This is a genomic window from Flavobacterium olei (assembly GCF_039749035.1).
Taxonomy (GTDB): domain Bacteria; phylum Bacteroidota; class Bacteroidia; order Flavobacteriales; family Flavobacteriaceae; genus Flavobacterium; species Flavobacterium olei.
In genome coordinates this window covers 36,966-53,864 of the sequence record NZ_JBDKWC010000009.1, presented here as the reverse complement: position 1 = coordinate 53,864, position 16,899 = coordinate 36,966, and the positions used below count along the sequence as shown (strand labels likewise).

General features: G+C 38.7%; 10 protein-coding genes. 4 read left to right on the top strand and 6 right to left on the bottom strand.

From position 1 onward, the window contains the following. Positions 1-44 precede the first annotated feature (44 nt). Positions 45-452, bottom strand: coding sequence for a response regulator (locus ABEB31_RS20580; RefSeq protein ID WP_347053543.1), 408 nt, complete (start codon positions 450-452; stop codon positions 45-47). Beyond that, positions 449-3,064: a PAS domain S-box protein gene (locus tag ABEB31_RS20575; protein WP_347053542.1), complete on the bottom strand. Its 2,616-nt coding sequence runs from the start codon at positions 3,062-3,064 to the stop codon at positions 449-451. The genes ABEB31_RS20580 and ABEB31_RS20575 overlap by 4 nt, the downstream gene beginning before the upstream one ends. Before the next feature lie 1,917 nt (positions 3,065-4,981). Between ABEB31_RS20575 and ABEB31_RS20570 the strand changes: the two genes are divergently transcribed. The 3 genes from ABEB31_RS20570 (at position 4,982) to ABEB31_RS20560 (ending at position 10,400) form a co-directional block, all read left to right on the top strand. Continuing rightward, positions 4,982-5,830, top strand: coding sequence for a T9SS type A sorting domain-containing protein (locus ABEB31_RS20570; protein ID WP_347053541.1), 849 nt, complete (start codon positions 4,982-4,984; stop codon positions 5,828-5,830). 111 nt (positions 5,831-5,941) lie between these two features. Then, positions 5,942-7,600, top strand: a complete 1,659-nt coding sequence (locus ABEB31_RS20565) for a GAF domain-containing hybrid sensor histidine kinase/response regulator (protein WP_347053540.1) — start codon at positions 5,942-5,944, stop codon at positions 7,598-7,600. Between the two features lie 811 nt (positions 7,601-8,411). Next, positions 8,412-10,400, top strand: coding sequence for an ATP-binding protein (locus ABEB31_RS20560; protein ID WP_347053539.1), 1,989 nt, complete (start codon positions 8,412-8,414; stop codon positions 10,398-10,400). 275 nt (positions 10,401-10,675) lie between these two features. On the opposite strand, the gene ABEB31_RS20555 is transcribed toward ABEB31_RS20560, so the two are convergent. Both ABEB31_RS20555 and ABEB31_RS20550 read right to left on the bottom strand, forming a co-directional pair. Further along, positions 10,676-11,500: a T9SS sorting signal type C domain-containing protein gene (locus tag ABEB31_RS20555; protein ID WP_347053538.1), complete on the bottom strand. Its 825-nt coding sequence runs from the start codon at positions 11,498-11,500 to the stop codon at positions 10,676-10,678. 779 nt (positions 11,501-12,279) lie between these two features. After that, complete coding sequence (locus ABEB31_RS20550) at positions 12,280-12,786, bottom strand: response regulator (protein WP_347053537.1); 507 nt, start codon at positions 12,784-12,786, stop codon at positions 12,280-12,282. 828 nt (positions 12,787-13,614) lie between these two features. Between ABEB31_RS20550 and ABEB31_RS20545 the strand changes: the two genes are divergently transcribed. Beyond that, complete coding sequence (locus tag ABEB31_RS20545) at positions 13,615-14,922, top strand: site-specific integrase (RefSeq protein ID WP_347053536.1); 1,308 nt, start codon at positions 13,615-13,617, stop codon at positions 14,920-14,922. A 346-nt stretch (positions 14,923-15,268) separates the two neighbouring features. On the opposite strand, the gene ABEB31_RS20540 is transcribed toward ABEB31_RS20545, so the two are convergent. Together ABEB31_RS20540 and ABEB31_RS20535 are read right to left on the bottom strand one after the other, a co-directional pair. Further along, on the bottom strand, positions 15,269-15,544 hold the full coding sequence (locus ABEB31_RS20540; protein WP_347053535.1) for a DNA-binding protein: 276 nt from the start codon (positions 15,542-15,544) through the stop codon (positions 15,269-15,271). Between the two features lie 323 nt (positions 15,545-15,867). After that, positions 15,868-16,899: a hypothetical protein gene (locus ABEB31_RS20535; RefSeq protein WP_347053534.1), complete on the bottom strand. Its 1,032-nt coding sequence runs from the start codon at positions 16,897-16,899 to the stop codon at positions 15,868-15,870.

The window sequence follows — 16,899 nt, the reverse complement described above, 5'->3', positions numbered from 1 at the left end:
CCAGATGTACATCTGGAATCTACACTATTGCATGCTTAAATGGATCACTTAACTATCCGGTCCAGAAAATCTTTGGTGATGGGTTTTACCTGAAAACAGACCACATTTTTATTCGCCTCGGATCTGGCAATGTCTTGCTTATCTATAGTGGAAGACACAATATAAGTCCTGATTTCGTTTTTTAAAGAGGCATCAAATTTGTCGTACTCTTCCAGAAATTCAAACCCTGACATTAAAGGCATGTAGATATCCACGAAGATGATCTCAGGAAGCAAGGCTTTATCATCCTGATGGTCCCTAAGGTATCTCAGGGCCTCTTCGGCCGAAGTATAAAGCAATATGTTTTTGCCAAAATTATTTTTGGAAATCATCCGTGATGTAATATACAGATCTACATTATTGTCATCTATTATCATTACGGTTTCAAATTTTTCCCCCGATGCTGTACTCATGGTTTTAAATTTTTTAGTGCGATGGTAAATGTTGTCCCCATACCTTCTTGTGACTGAAGTGTTATGGAGCCCTGCAGTATTTCCAGGGCATCTTTAACTATATACAGCCCAATGCCCGAACCGCTTTGCTTTCCCGAGAGACGAAAAAACATCTCATATATTTTTTGATGGTACTGCTCAGCTATTCCAATTCCGTTGTCTTGAATGGTGAACTGAAAGCCTTTATCATCTGAATACCCGTTAATTTTTATAAATCTTCCGGACTCTTCTTTTCTGTGGTATTTGATGGCATTGGATATCAGGTTCTCCAGAACTGTGTTGAGCCGCAGGCCATCTGAGTAGAAAGGCTCTATTTCTTTGATATTAACTTGATAATTAATCCCCTTTGCTTGGGGAAGGCCTTGCAGTGAATCTACGACTTCAAGTATGGTTTGCTGAAGCGGAATTTGTTCAACTTCGAGCCCTCTGCGGTTATTTCGCGAATAGCTTAATATATTTTTAACGAATTCATCCAGGCGATTGACGCTCGTGCGTATTAGTCCGACATGAAAAAGCGTGTCGGCTTCCTGGCTTTCTGTTTCAATGAAAGCCAACAGCCCTAAAATTGAAGTAAGGGGCGATCGCAGGTCGTGCGATACACTGTATACAAATTTATCCAGTTCTGAATTGGTTTTAATCAGGTCCCGGTTTCTTTTTTCTAGATTTTTTTCTGCTTGAATGCGTTCCGTGATATCATTGGAGAGAATTAACCTTGCCGGTGATCCTTCGTACTTAATATCGTGCGCCACAATTTCCACAGGAATAATAGTGCCATTTTTTTTCAGATGATTCCATTTTCCCCGATTATAATTTGATCCGTTAATTTTGGAGGGGTCACTTGATTTTATAAAATGTTGCTGATCATCTAAAGGCCTTATGTCCAGAGCGGTCATGGAAAGAAATTCTTCCCGGGTGTATCCGTATTGAAGAATTGCCATTTTGTTTACATCAAGAAATTTAAAAGTCTTTAGATCAATCACCCACATGGACATTGGATTGTTATCAAAGAGATGTCTGTATTTTTTCTCGCTTTTCCGTAGCTCCTGCCGTGCAAGTCTTACCTCTGTAAGGTCGGCCAGCACAATCACAGCTCCTGTAATTACGCCCTGATCGTTACGAAATGGTACAGGATAAGGAAGCACATTACGTTTGTCCCCGTTAGGACGTTCGATAATTATTTCCCTGCCGAGGTTGGAATGTTCTTCCTCAAGTTCCGCAATGAGTTCACCTAAACTATGTTTCCGCATACTTTTATTATTATAAATATTCCAGGAATCGTACCATAAATCCTTCCCGATTTCCGGCTCTCTTCCCCACAACACGGCAGCGGCCTTATTATAGGTCAGGATCCGCCCATCAGCATCGCAGGAATAGGTTGCGACGGGTGATTTATCAATTAGATCCCGGTACATCTTTTCGCGTTCTTCAATTTTTTTTCTCGATATAACCTGTTCTGTAACGTCATTGGCAAAGAAAAGAATCCCATCCACATGGTTATCAACATCTCTGTGCGCCTGATAGATAAAGTTTAGATAAGCATCGGTTAAGGTGCCGTTGCCCTGTCGATCCAATTGAATCAGCATTTCATTGGCAGAAAAAGGTTTCCCTGTTAGATAGACCTCATCTAATATCTCGAAAATTCCCTGTGAGCCCAGTTCCGGCAGTACTTCTTTTACCGTTTTACCAATAATATCCTTCTTACCGATTAATTGTAAAAAAAGCTCGTTTGCCAGTTCATAAACATGGTTGGGGCCTTTTATAATCCCCATGCAAGATGGTGCCTGCGAATACAGATTATAAAAACGCCTCCTTTCTATCTCAAATGCTTTTTCAATGTTTTTTTTCTCGGTAATATCCCTTCCGATACAATAATTCACTTTATATTGTTGGTCCCAGATAACAGACCAAAGCAGGCACACCGAGCTGCCGTTTTTATGCAGAAATCTTTTTTCAGGTATATCAGAATGTTCGCTTTTTTTAGGAATATCGACAGTGTCCAATTCACAGCAATCTTTCTCAAACAGCAAGTCCTTGTAATTTGTGCCAATGAGTTCCTGGTCGTTGTAGCCCAAAATGTTCGCAACGGCTTTGTTCACATACAATAAGCTGCCATTTTCATCGCAGCAGCAAACCAGATCCATCGTTAGATCCAGTATTTTGGCAAAATCTAATGCAAGCCGTTCAGGAATAGTTACGTCGCTTTGGCTTTTTTTATACAATGCAGCTTTAACACTACCGGCTAATATGGTAAGATTCTCTTGCTCAATTACGTCATAAATCCCGATACGGATCAGCGCAATTGCTTCTTCCACCGTAATGCTCTGGGCGATAAAAATAAATGGCGTCTGCGGTGCCAATTGCTTTTGGATTGTGAAAAACGAAATACCATCCTGACCCTTAGACGCATAATTACAGATAATGAGATCGGGTTTAAAATTTCGGATAGCGGTTTCATATTCCTTTTCCGAACTGGCAGTTTCTGTAATACATATAATATCGCTGTCTTGAAGCGCATACTGGATCGCCTCAACAGCGGCATGATCCTGCTCCACAATTAATGTTTTTATTTTCATAGATATTGCACCTTTATAGACTGGATTACTAGTGAAACCATTTTACTCCACGCTAATAATCAATTTAAGTGATATTGTCGTGTTTTCTCAATTGCCTAATAGCTTATTAGGAAGTTCTTCTAGCCGCCATTTTTTTAATTCAAGAATGTGATGCTTCAATACGTCTAAATGTAGTAAAAAAAGCCGTTATGATAGCGAGAGTATTGTCCGTTCCCGCACTTCTCTGAATCTGGTCTAAGTCGACATTAAACGTTATGTTAGTAGTATTTCATGATGAATCCTCGCTATGATAATGCGTATTTGAATTTGGATCTTTTCATTTATTTGAATATAACAAAAATTTATTAAACTATTTTAAAATTTAAAGATTTTTTTTTAGAGAATTTCCAATCCTATATCAGCATAAAACTACGTAAGAATAAAGACTACGCCAACTAACCTTTTTTATAACTTAGTATTACAATTAAGTTATTTATAACTTACTATTGTCTCCCCTGCGCCGTGCAACTTTAAAGTCCAATTGCATAGCTCACAAAGGAAATGTCGCAACTCTTCCTAGGCTTCTTTATAAATATATGTTTAACAGAGGTTTGTGACTATAAAGGCTGGTAAATTACCAGTAGGGATATCGTGGAGTAAAACTCTTTTCTTTGATCCTCTCATTTTAAATAGTTGTCTATACGCTAAGGTTGTACATCAAATGACATGTAATAAAAGAGCACCTATTTCTAATTTTGATTCGACTGTCAAATTTTAAATACAATAAAGTGTCATAATGGACAACCAACCAAAGACGCCAAGTGAATACTATTGGTTAATCTCATTTCCAACACATTTTTTTATATATGTCAAAAATCTGAAATAATCGTTAAAGGGCGGTCATCACCTCTATTTACTATTTAATGGACCGCACTCAAAATTTGCGGTCATGAAAAATTATATTACAATCTGAGAAAGTTTTACGATCTTGCAAGAGAATCTAATACTAATTTGTAGTACCTTTCATTAAAATAATAACTATAGAAGCATACGCCATGGTGCGGATAGTAAACATAAAGTTGGAAGATTATGTTTATGGACAAGCCCTCCAAACTATAGTGAAGTGATTAATCACTATAATTGGAGGGTTATTTTTATGAAGACCAGAATTGTTTCAAGGATAAGATAAGGTACGTTTACTACTAATAAAAGTTAGGTTTACCAGCACTTAATGACTGTTGCCAAAGTTAGCAACACGCGTCAGGAGCTATGCTATGGATACAATAAAAAAGCATTGAGATTAAAGGCAGGCGGATACAGATAACTGGTTTGGGTTACGGCATTGCCTACCGTCACACTCAAGCAATATTGCCGTCAGGGTATCTTCCCCTAAAGCATACCGCTGTTGATCAGCACCGGAATGGTTGAGAATCCTTTTTCCCTAAGGATCGGCATTATCTTCGGCAAGTTCCCCTTGATTGTAAAAACTTCTCTTGCTGCAATGATGGTATTGGCCCCTACCTGTACAACAGAATAAGTATTTATTAAGGATTCGTTATTAATAAATTTCCACAGTGTCCTGTTATACCTTCACTTTAGGGATGCTTTAAAATCATGCGGATATTTTGCAAATAACAGTTCAATGTGCTATTAAAATAAAAAATAAATCTGACCGCCACCTTGCACTTATTTGCCGTGGTGCGGTTTAAAGGGGCTGGCAGAGGCTGCGTTAAAATAAAGCAAATTTCCGGCGATTAACTATAGCATGACGGATAAATTATTATGATCGGTTATACCTTGATATGTACCAGTTATTACTTCTAATATTTGAAACTAAAGACGCTTTCTTAAATTTGACAGTAGATCTTGATGATCTTGAGCCTGTTAAAGGAGAGCGCTCCAAGTGTGATTGCTGTATTAATATGATCAACAAAGTATATGAACAAAACACTATTGTTACTATCTGCATTAATTTCTTTGACAGGCTTTGCACAGGCTTCGAGAAGCAACGCCGAATTACTTGCAAATAAAGCAAAACCAATAGAACTACAAAATGTCGCATCAGCAACAAGCAGTGACGACCCGCCGGTTCCCCCTCCCTTGAACCCGTATTTTACCATCAATATTGCTATAAATAATGCTTTCACAAGACAACTGGGCATGTCATTTCATTTGGATGCGACGGACGGCGTAGATCAGGACTTTGACATTAAATACACTGGTATAATGCGTCCCAATGACGTTTTTTTTACTATCGCAAACGAGAATTATATTTTCCAGGGTTGCCAGTATTATGCCGGTATCGAAATTCCGCTTTCTGTTAAAGTCTCTGTACACAGTACTTTAAAATTTTTCATCTCAGAAATTGAAGCTTTTGATCAGGCAGAATCCATTTTTATTTATGATAGTTTAGATAAATCATATCATGACATAAAAAGCGGTTTTTATGAAGTCTCGGTAGCGCCAGGCACTGATTCAGAACGGTTTAAAATAGTGTTTACAAAAAATGCTGTCTCTCTACCACACGATGTCCATGCTCGCCTTTTAATTTATCAGGATACTACTCATCAGCACATCACAGTCTTAAATCCTGATAATGCGGATATAACATCCTTCACTTTGTACGATCTCCAAGGACGAGCTGTTATAAAAAAAGACTACTTAGGGACGCAAAAAAATCCAATAATTTCAACCGCGGGATTGTCCGTTGGATTGTATATCGCTGTTTTCATTACATCGGATAATTTGAAAGCCGTTCATAAGATTTTGATCAGTACAGGAAAATAGGTTCATACGCTTGTCCTACTAATTTTAAATTAGGAAAAGTAATCTCTAAGATTGCTTTCAATAACGATCATATCAGACATACCAGTTGCAATTAAAATATTTACTAAGGCAATGAAATCCCTTTCACTCACCCATGATGAATCCAAACGTATTGAAGCGCTACAGCGCTACAATATACTTGAAACATTACCAGAGCGCGCGTTCAATGATGCCACTGCCCTGGTATCTTATATCTGCGAGGTGCCCATTGCCTATATTTCATTTGTCTACCAGACCAGACAGTTCTTCAAATCACAAATTGGAATGGGCGATCCTAATATACGCAGGGAAGTTACATTTTCACGCTATACAATTATGGGTTCAAGACTATTAGAAATTCAGGACACGCTGGTAAACGAACGCTTTAAAGACGACCCGGACGTTATAGGCGGCCTGCAAATGAGATTTTATGCCGGAATACCGCTCAGAACACCCGATGGTTATAATATAGGGGTATTGTGTGCTGCGGACCATAGTCCGAGGAAACTCAATACCACTCAGCGCCTGGCCCTTAAAATTGTTGCCCGCCATGTCATAAATACGCTGGAACTAGGAATAAAGAACAGTGAGCTGGCCAGCCAGAAAAAAATAGCAGAATGCGCCGTGGCGGCCAAGGATGTTTTCCTTGCCAATATGAGCCATGAAATTAGAACTCCGCTCAACGCTATTACAGGTTTTACTGAATTGCTGGCTCAAACCAAATTAAATAGGCAACAGCTGGCTTTTGTTAAAAATGTGCATACTGCCGGGGAGCACCTTCTTCTGATTGTTAACAATATATTGGATCTTTCTAAAATTGAATCGGGAGGTCTTTCTCTTGACCTACGTCCCTTTGGTCTCAAAGAAGCCCTCCTTCGCGTCCATGAACTCTTGAAGGTAAAAGCTCGAGAAGGTGTGGAATTTAACCTTTATCTCTCTGTCGACCTCCCTGAAATGGTATCAGGGGACCAGGTAAGACTCACTCAGATATTGATTAACTTGGCCGGAAATGCACTTAAATTTACCCAGTCTGGCGAAGTGACACTGGCAGTAAAAAAGATAAAAGAAACCGTGGACAACTTCCAGATCCGATACTCGGTGAAAGATACGGGAATTGGTATCCCTAAAGATCGTCTTGAATACATTTTCGAACGCTTTACCCAGGCAGAACAGGGTACCAGCAGAAAGTATGGAGGTACCGGACTTGGACTCAGCATTGTAAAACAGCTCCTAGAATTGCATGGTTCTAAAATTGAGGTCCGAAGCGCTGAAGGACTTGGATCTGAATTTTTCTTCACCATTACTTATCAAAAAATAGCCCCGCAAGCCCCGCAAGATGAATCCCCCCTCTACAACGATCTGGGCAGGCTCCGAATTTTGCTTTGCGAGGACAACCATTTAAATCAGAGACTGGCCCGCCATGTCACGGACGGGTTTTGCTTTGATCTGGATATTGCCGATAATGGTAAGGACGGTATTCAACTGTTATCCACAAATTCCTATGACCTGATATTAATGGATTTGCACATGCCTAATTATGACGGCTACCAGACCGCCAGTTATATACGAGGCGAATTAAAAAATCCTATTCCGATTATAGCCATAACGGCAGTTTCAGCTCTAGGGGAACGGGATCGCTGTTTGACTGCCGGCATGAACGGTTATGTGAGTAAACCATTTAAGGCTTATGAACTGCTCGAAGCAATAACGCTTGCTTTGAAAAAGAAATCCCAATCGGATGCATTTAATTAGGAACAAAGGGAAATTTACCAGTGTGAGAATGACATAACAAATAAAGGATGAAGCAATAAAACTTGTAAATATTTTGGAGTTGACCAGTATATTTTAATTAATAGGGATCCAAAAGGTCAATACAAAGTAATCATATCATCGATTTACTGATTTAGTTATGTATTGCATTACCACATCACTTCGAGTGATGTCTACATGATCATTGCCAAAATCACTTTTGAGATGAATTCGCTATACGTAAATGTATAGTATGGCCTGCCGAATAATTAACATTACCTATTCTTTATTTCACTATTTTTCATTATAAACTATCGAACAATAAATTGGGGATTTTATATAAATAGCGGACACACGCACTTGACTCAGGGCGCACCCAATAGTAGGATCGGAGCTACTACATGCCTGCAAAATAAAATTGGTAAAATCAGTGTAATTGCTTAACTTGCTCCTTTGGGCTGCACTGCAATTTGGCTACCTTACCACAATAAATTTAATACAGATATGGATATCTTGGCAGCAAATCAGTTTTTTGCATCGGAACAACTCTTTTTTAAAATTAGCAGGCTTTGAGGCGCCAAAAGGAGCACTGCCGGTACTTCCCCCGTTATGTTACATCCTGACCCCAACTGCCCGCTACACTATGGGAGGGCACGCTGTTAAAACCGAAACCTTAGACAACCTTTGCATATTGCTTTCACGTGCCCTTAACTAATGGGATCTACAAGCCGTCCCATTCCGTCCTGGTCTTACCACACTTTTAGATGGACAAGATCAGAAAAACCCGGCTTATTGTTATTTAATTAAAAATCATATGAATATCGCAAACCAGCAGGAACTTTATACCATGTTAATGAATGCACCGGTAGGCATCTGCGTCCTGGATGCTAAATCCCTGATCGCCGAGATCGTAAATGACAGCTATATAGCCGTTACGGGCAAACCACGAGAAAAAGTGCTGGGACACTACCACTGGGATACTTTTCCCGAGGCGCGCCCCTATTATGAAAATGCCTTAGCCTACGTTGTCGCTAAAGGGGAGCCTTATTCGGTCAGCGAAGCTCAAGTTAAACTGGTCAGACACGGTAAAGAAGAGATAGTTTACCTCAGTTTTGTTTATATGCCCCTCTTAGACAGTACGCAAAAGATACAAAAAGTGGCCGTCTGGCTCATGGATCACACTCAGGAGGTACTGCAAAGGCATAAGGTGGAAGAAAGCGAGAAATTTGCGCGTTCGGTTTTTTATAATTCACCGGTGGCAAAACTGGTCTACACCGGCCCTCAGATGGTATTACAGGAAGCCAACGAGAAAATGCTCGAAATATTTGGCCGTGGCCCTTCCATCATTGGTATGCCAATCATGGAAGCAGTGCCCGAAATGAAAGAAACCTATTTGTTTCAGGCCTACCATAGGGTTTTAAGTACCGGTGAGACCCATACTGAAACCGCTGCCCGCATCATGTTCGTGCACAATGGGTCGCCATATTACGGTTATTATGACTACACCTATAAACCATTATACGATGCGCAAGGGAAGATTTATGGCGTTATCTGTACCGCCATTGATGTCACCAAGCAGGTACTGGCGCGCAACAAGCAGCAGGAAGCCGAAGAAAGCATGCGCGGCGCAGTAGAGCTTGCCCAGCTGGGCACTTGGAGCATTGATGTAGCATCGAACGGATTAACCTATTCCGATCGTCTGATTGAGTGGTTTGGTTATGACCCCGCATCAAAAAACTACACTGAAGTCATACCCATCCTGCAGGTCGAAGATCGCGAGAGGGTCGCCAAAGCAGTAGCATGGGGTCTTAACCCTGACTCGGGCGGACTTTATGATGAGACTTACACCGTCATCCATCCGGTTACCGGAAAAAAAAGAATTTTACATGCCCAGGGCAAAACTGTTTTTGACCCCGAAGGGAACCCGCTACGAATGAATGGGACGGCCCAGGATATTACCATTCAAATGGAGCTGCAGTCAGAACTGGAAAGTCAGGTAAAGCAGCGAACAGAAGAAATAGAAACCGTATTGGAGGAATTACGGATCACAAACGAAGAATTGGAACAGACCAATGTACAGCTAATCTATTCGAATCAGGAACTGGAGCAGTTCGCGTACATCGCCTCACATGACCTGCAGGAACCGCTTCGCAAGATCAGCGCCTTTACAGGATTGCTTGAAGGCCGGATCACCGCGCATCTCGACGAAAAGTCCCAAGGCTACCTAGGTAAAATAAAAGATGCTTCGGCGCGGATGACCAAGCTCATACGGGATGTTCTCGCCTATTCGGCGCTGCCGAAGGACGATCAGGTTTTCGTTGAAGTAAACCTGGAAGAAGTAGCCACAACAGTACTGGAAGATTATGAGGTGGCGATCGAGCGAACGGGCGCCAAAGTGACCTGGAGCACGCTGCCGGTTATCAAAGGGATCCCACTACAAATGTCCCAGCTGTTTTTTAACCTGATCGGCAATGCCTTAAAGTTTATACGCCCTGATGTGCAGCCCGAAATCCGTATTAATTGCACACTGGCCTCCACGGAAGAAATTCGTTCGGTAAATCTGAAAGAAGGGCATTGCTACTATAAAATTCAATTTGCCGATAATGGCATTGGCATGCAGGCTGAAGATACGAAGAAAATTTTCCATATTTTTCAAAAACTGCATGGCAATGCGGAATTTGCGGGGACCGGAATCGGTCTTGCCATGTGCAAGAAAATTGTACAGAATCATAATGGTGAAATCAATGCGGATCAAAGCAATAAAAACGGCGCGGTATTTACCGTTTATCTGCCAAAAATATAAGATAATTGCCGCTGTTTCATTTTATTGTGTCCTTAAAAGCTGGCTAAATGTATATATGGATAGCACATATAATAAGCAATAAACTGTTTTCATGGAACAGGGTTTATTATTGGCATTTGATCCCCAGTTAACAAGCACCAGACTAAGCCAAAGAGGTTGCAAACCTACACGGTAGAATCAAAAGTTAACCAAAAACGATTCCATTTAGGCAGATCATGCCCGCATATTAAAAGCATTGCTTCTACCACTGTATCATTTTACAGAAGCAGGCTCATTTAAAATAGTATTTTTTTAGTTATGGTATTTCCATCTTCAAAAAGTGCTTTTATTAGTAATACCTGATTACCAGACCCAATGTCATTAAGCACCAGATCAAATGTATTTAGATTGGGACTGTTATAAACCAGTCTTCCCGCTATGTCATAGACAGCAACGTGCTCCATTGCAGATCCGTATGATTTTAATGTCACAACTTTATTGTTTGAAGCAATGAGTACTTTCGAATCAGCAATTGTAACTTCCTCTGTACCCAGGCTCGCAGCGGTGCTATAACGAAGTATAAAACGATCTGTAAATACACCTTTCTCTGTTGAAAATGTATATAAACTTTTCTTCAAATTATGTATTGTACCTGTTTTTCGATCTTCAATATAAATATCCTGATCCGTTAATTTACCATCTGCCTGATCAATGGAAATCTTTAACTCTCCCGCGATTTCAGATCTGTAACCCAAAGGGATCATATCTGTTGTAAGGAATGGGAGACCGCGTCCCTGAATGACTAATTTTTTACCTTCATTAATACTGTAAAAATCTGCATATTTATTTGCGTTTGCAGTAACGGCATCGTAATTCTGATCAAAACCATTGGTTGCTCCATCAATGTAACCAATTAAAAGCTGCTTAAATAGCCCCTCATTATTGGTTAGATTAAGCCACACTCTGTGTTTTTCAATTTCATATGCAATACTATTATTTGAAATAAAAGATTTATAGTTACGAACTGCTGGCTTCTCTGTTGCAGTACGGGCATAAACAGGATTAGATAAAGAAAAGAAAATGGACAGCAAAACTACAAGGGATGAGTATTTTTTTTTCATAACATATAATTTAAGTGGGTAGATCTGATTAAAATTGGAGCATGATTATAATATTTAGCTTGAAAACCCTAGCCTTGTTGGACATTAAAGGAGTACATCACGGTAATGGAGAAATTTATAGGCACTTGCGAGCCAAAAAGGGAGGTGAATTAATTTGTATAACCATGGGATGAGAAGTTTACTTTTTAGTGTTAGTATCAAAAAACCTTGTGATTTTATACCGCCTCCCGCCGGCCTGTATTTTCCACCACTTTACTGAAAGTAGCCAATAAAGGAAAGCGAAATGTAAATCTCAAAAAAAAAAAAATGGTTCATGTTGGTGATTCGATACAGAAAAAAGAAGGAACTTTTCAGCACCTCACAGCTATCCATCCTGCATTGAACTAATATACAGGTTTCAAATCAGTACTTCACAATGCACGTCTGTGTACTTCCAGATATGTAGAATGTCCCTGACTGATAAATTAAAAGTACAAAAAGAAAACGTTGTAGTAAAAAATATTTTATTTTTTTTTATAAGATAATTTCTTGGTAACAGAGCTGCTCATTAGCATAGTTATCTGTGGACGATTTCCATATTATACTTAGGAAATCCCAGAGAGAGAGAGAGAGAGAGAGAGAGAGAGAGAGAGAGAGAGAGAGAGAAAGAGAGAAAGAGAGAGAAAGAGAGAGAAAGAGAGAGAGAGAGAAAGAGAGAGAAATTGGCCGTGGTTCACGAGTATATTTATTGAAAATAATCCACAGCACCAATAATTAAATCTGATAAAAATACAAAATCCCTAAAATGTATTCAGAACAAAGTCTGGAGCAGGCTCCCAGCTGTTCATGCGCAAAACTTTTTCTAAAAGCTTTTTCAAATCCGTAACATTTTTCGGCTTTACAGCATAAAAGTCCGCACCCAGCTCACGGGCTGTTCGTATAGTATCCGGATTAGCAGAAGTCGAATACATAATCACTTTAATATCTTTGAGATTATCCCCGCGGCTTCTTATTTCCCGCAGACAGTCAAATCCATTTTTAAGAGGCATATTAACATTTAAAAAAAGCACATCAGGCCAAGCCGCACAGCTTTTTCCCAGTACATCCATTAATTCCTGGCCACTACTAAATTGCCAAAATATCGCTGTTGAATCCGCATCGAATAATATCTCTGAGAAAACAATCCTGTCATCCTCATCATCGTCTGTCAGATAGATATTCCGTATCGCTTGTACCGACAACTGCATTTTATTAGACATCGATTTATCTACATGTTTTAAAAAATCGTGCTTACTATCAGTATGCATATAAAGTATTGTTTAACAATTTACAATTTTTGTTAAACAAAAATAAACTTTTTTTATTTAAAAATTTTAAGGTTAGAGATTAAATTTTTTATTTAATTACTCTGCTCCTAGGTTCTGTCGCGTCTAGTATTTAACTCAGAGGGAGATCAACAATCTCAAAATTATGCAGCAAATTTACAAAATGATTTAAACATACTTATCCCTGGCTTAACCATCTGATTCTTTCTCAACATGTGTACACCAAAGCTCTTGTAAAAAAAAATGTCCTTTTTATAAGCGTTTTTTTTAACCTATAAATTCAAAAATAAATTAGTTTTTAGGACAAATCAATCAATTTTGAAACATTTAGCAACTTTTTTTATGATAAATTAGATTTTACAAAAAAAGACTACTCAAGAACATAAAAATCAGTATATTAGCCATTTATTTTACATGTAAAAAGTTTTATGGCAAAATCATGGCACTCTGACTTTTAAAAAATAAAAAAGCAGGAAATATGTGGGTTTCAAACCTTAGGTTCGAATCCTGCTCTCCCCACGGAAAGGCCTAAAAGGCGGAAAACTTAAAGTTTTCATTCTTTTTAAAAAGCCACAAAAAATGTCTGAAGACCTGCAAATTCAAGGATTTGCAGGTTTTTTTTATTTTAGGCCTGTTTTCAATATTTATAAATCCTCACAAAATTAAAGGTGCAGAATCGGTGCACTTTTCGGCACACTGAAAAGTGCACCAGAAACAGCAAAAATCCCTTATATCATAGGGGTTAACGAGATTAACGACTTGATTTGGCAGTAATATTATTCTACATTTATTAATTTAAAAAGTAGGATTATGTTGGAAAGCAGTTTTGGTTTGGGATTCTTTTTAAAAAGACCCAAAATAGAAAGTAAAGAATGGATCGTATATTTCAGAATAACTGTTGACGGTATTCGTAAGGAAAGCTCAACTAAGAGGAAATGGGATAATACACGATGGGACCAAAGGTTCGAAAGAGCGGTCGGCTCAAAGGAAGATGCAAAGTCACTAAACTTCTTTTTGGATTCGCTGACTTTAAAAATCAATGAAATCAAAACCGAAATGATGTACAGCGGCAAAACCATAACCGCTGAGAAAATTATGGACGAGGTTCTAGGAAGGACAGCGCCAAAGATTAAGGTACTGGAAGAATTTCAGAAGCATAATGATGAAATGGAGGCGCTTCTTGGAAAAGGCTATGCAAAAGGCACCCTTGACCGGTTTACCATTACTAAAAACCATTTGACTGCGTTTATAAAATTCAAGCTTAAAAAGCACGATCTTGAATTTGCGGATTTGAATCTTGAGTTTGTAAAGGACTTCGAGTTTTACCTTAGAACTGTACGCGACTGCAGCAACAACACCACCCTAAAGTATATTGCAAATTTCAAAAAGATTGTAATCCGCGCCATTGATAAGGAGTTAATCACCAAGGACCCATTTAAGAACTTTAAGGGCCGTAAAACAAAACTGGTAAAAAAACCACTCACCGCACAGGAATTGTACGAACTTGAAAGTCATTATTTCACTACTGACAGGCTCAATGTCGTAAGAGATGTATTTGTCTTCCAATGCTACACTGGCCTGGCTTACATAGACGCTTATCAATTAAAGAAAACTGATATCAAAGAAGGCATTGATGGAAATCTATGGATTATGTCAGAAAGGCAGAAAACAAACTCATCATTTAATGTCCCTCTTCTTCCCCAAGCACTGAAAATAGTTGAAAAATATAAAGAGCACCCGCTGTGTATCCAGCGTGGATCTGTACTGCCTGTTTCATCCAACCAGAAAATGAATGAGTATCTAAAAGAAGTGGCAGTCTTGTGCGGCTTTCCTTTTACATTAAACACGCATATGGCCCGCCGTACTTTTGGAAGCACTGTGACATTAAATAACAACGTCCCTATTAATGTAGTTAAAGAACTGCTAGGTCATGCATCGGTAAAACAGACTGAGGCATATGCTATAACTGAGCAGGCCACAATCGGACGTGAAATGTCTATTCTCAATAAAAAACTCAATAAAACTGGGTCCAAAATGTCTAAACCTGATTTGGCGATTCTCAACAGGCTCGAAAAGGAAATTCAGGCAATCAAAAAGAAATACAACATTTCTTCGTGATAAATAATTTCAAAATATATTTGAACTTAAAAGAGGCTATCTCAAATGTTGAGATAGCCTCTTTTTACACAACTTAACTTCGCTTTTATATCCTGGATGATAAGATGGGGTGTACTTAATATATCCCAAATCCTGAAGCTGTTTAAAATACTTATGATAAGTCGGCAGCGTATTCACATGTGACAGCTCCATAAGTTTACTTCGGCTGACTTTAATCCTATGCCTCTCCCCTTGCCTGAATCCTAAACTTAGAATTGCTGCTAAAAGAGCCAAATGCCAAACGTTGAGTTTGGGATCATCCATATAAATGGATAAGTAACCTATGATTTGTTCTTCTCCTTTATTATTAGTTTGGCTCATCATTGAAAAGTTTTAGCAGATCTTCTTTATTGTAGTAGTACGAGCCAAGAACCTTTTTAAATCGGACTTTCTGTGTCATTCGAAGATTTTGAATCGAACCTGCAGAAATATCAAGCAGTTTCCTGACAGCTTTACTTTTTAACCATTGGGGTTCCAACGATTCTTTTTGCTTAGAATTCTTTTCTTTAAATATTGTTTGTATTTTATCCAGTAATAGCAGACCAAACTGCCTTAGATCTTCCTTAGTAACAATTTCTTCCATAACATCTTTATTTATGATTCTAAATAAAATAAATGCTGCTCCTTCTATTTTTATTTTTCGTTGGAACATAAAAAAGGTATCCGTATTCATGCAATTCACGCATGCACTTATGATATGTCTTAGGTGACATTATTTTAGCAATGTTCTGAATTTCTATGCTGTACGCTTGTATTGGGTTTATAAAACCTCTGTTTGCGCGAAATTCAAGCAGGGCGGCAAAAATTGCAATGTGAGTTGTGCTTATTCGGAAGTCCTTGTCAATCGCCTGAAAAAATCCCGATAAAAGTTTAAGATTTTCCATAACTATATACAATATATTAACATCACATGTGATGCGACTTTTTTGCGGTCTGAGTCTCAATATTCTGCTGCGGTTTTCGCAGCGGACTAATTTTACAGCCGTTTCTAATTTCTGTCAAACTAACTTTCTGCATCCTGTCGTTATAAAAAGTCAAGGTCTTAAAGCGTGGATTTGCTTCCAAAAAAACTTTCATTTCTCTCCCTTGAATCAGAAGCACGGCTTCTTCCCTCCTGCCCTTTTTCAAAGAATCGGCCAAGGATTCGAATGTCTCATGTCCATCATTTTTAAGAGGAATTGCTCTTAAAGCATTGCTGACGTTATATCCATACGCTTCCGGAAATTCATGCATCCGATAATTGTCATTAAGATCTTTATCGTAGAAGTTAAACTGTTTCCAAGTCCCGCTCTTAAGAACTGCTCTTCCTGCAAGCATTTCGTATGCCTCTACAGCGTTAAAGCTCTCAGATTTTTCATTCTTAAAGTAGTGCGTACTGCGGCTAGATGGCGACGAATCTGTATGAAGAATAGATCTGAATCCATCAAACTGGTAAGCTCCCTGTGCATCTTTTACAAATTGCAGTGAATGTTCAAGTCTTTCATTTTCTGAGATGTGATAAGAAACGGAAACAGAAAAATTTAACTGCTGTTCCTGTATATGCTCCAATACTTTGCCGTAAGCCTCATGAAAACCGCTTTTTAGAAGCTGTTCCTCTAAAGTCTTCTTGTTTAATTCCAGATCTCTAAGATAATCTCGTTTATCTATCCTTTCAAAAACAACAGCACTAATCGCTTCATTTAAAAGCCGGTCAACGATATTGGGATAGACCTGACGCCTCAATTTATTATATTCATGCTTAAGAAATCTCAAAGTTATTTTTTCGTCTACTGCTTTCGTCTTTTTATATTTAAAAAGCAACATCTTAAAAAATTTCAGTTTCTCTATGCCAAAAGAGCGTTCTATCGGTGGGCTATTTTGAAATAAAAATTTTAATTTTTCTTCCTTGGACATCCACAATTTTATCTCGTTTTCTACTCTATTGTTTTCAGAAGACAT